The sequence below is a fragment of the Mycobacterium arosiense ATCC BAA-1401 = DSM 45069 genome (genome assembly GCF_002086125.1).
Taxonomy (GTDB): domain Bacteria; phylum Actinomycetota; class Actinomycetes; order Mycobacteriales; family Mycobacteriaceae; genus Mycobacterium; species Mycobacterium arosiense.
This window is the reverse complement of record NZ_MVHG01000214.1, coordinates 1-949: the sequence shown is the minus strand read 5'-3', so window position 1 is coordinate 949 and position 949 is coordinate 1. Positions and strand designations below refer to the sequence as shown.

Genomic DNA, 949 nt, shown 5'->3' with positions numbered 1-949 from the left:
GTCAGCACGCTGTAGCGGAACCCGTATTTGTTGACGTAGCCGGCCGCCGCGCCGCGCCGGCCGACCGACCCGACCGGCATGCCGCGCAGCAGGCCGTTGGCCGGCGAATTCGCTCCGCCGTTGGCCGCGGCCTGGATGGGGGTGGCCTCCTCCGACAGTGCCGCCGGGCTGACCGACGAGGTCAGCGTCGCCCAATGCTGGGGAACCGAGAGCATCCCGACCCGGGCGGCCTGCCCGGTGCCCGCGGAGATGGCACTCACATTGCCCACACCGCCCAGGTTGCCCAGACCCAGGCTCGCGAACTGCGGCGTCGGGAACCAGGCACCACCGGCACCCGCCGTGGTACCGCCGGGACCGGAGACCAACTGCTGGGCGATCGATGACCAGAAACTTGTGATGCCAGTCGAGAAATAGGCAAGCCCCGTATTCTGCTTGAGCAGCACCGTGTACAACGTCGGGTTCAGCCCCAGGTAGTTGTTGGTCGGGGTCGGCAGCCCCGAATTCGCCAAGTTCTGAAGCGTGCTCGAGACCAGCCCCGGATTCGAAGTGGCCGCGGTCGTGTGGGTCACCGCCTGAGTTGTACCGGCCGACAACGCCTGCGGGGTCGCCAGCTGCGACGTGCTCTGTGCGGTATTGCCCGCCGGCTCGGCGACGGCCTTGGCGACCGCGGCGGCCTGGTCGGACGCCGCCTCCGGGGTGGTCGTGTTGGGCGGTGACGTGAACGGGGTCAGCTGCGAGGCGGCCTCCGACGAGCCGGCGTAGCCATACATCGCGGCGGCGTCCTGGGCCCACATCTCCATGTACTGCGCCTCGGTGGCCGCGATCGCCGGCGTGTTCTGTCCGAAGAAGTTGGTCGCGATCAAATTCGCCAGCAGCACACGATTGGCCGCGATCACCGGCGGCGGCACCGTCATCGCGAACGCCGCCTCAAACGCCGCGGCCGCCGCCC

The 949-nt window shown here is 69.4% G+C and carries 1 protein-coding gene; it reads right to left on the bottom strand.

The window, feature by feature from the left end:
• The coding region (locus BST14_RS28140) for a PPE family protein (protein ID WP_083067496.1) at window positions 1–949 on the bottom strand (949 nt) is incomplete at both ends.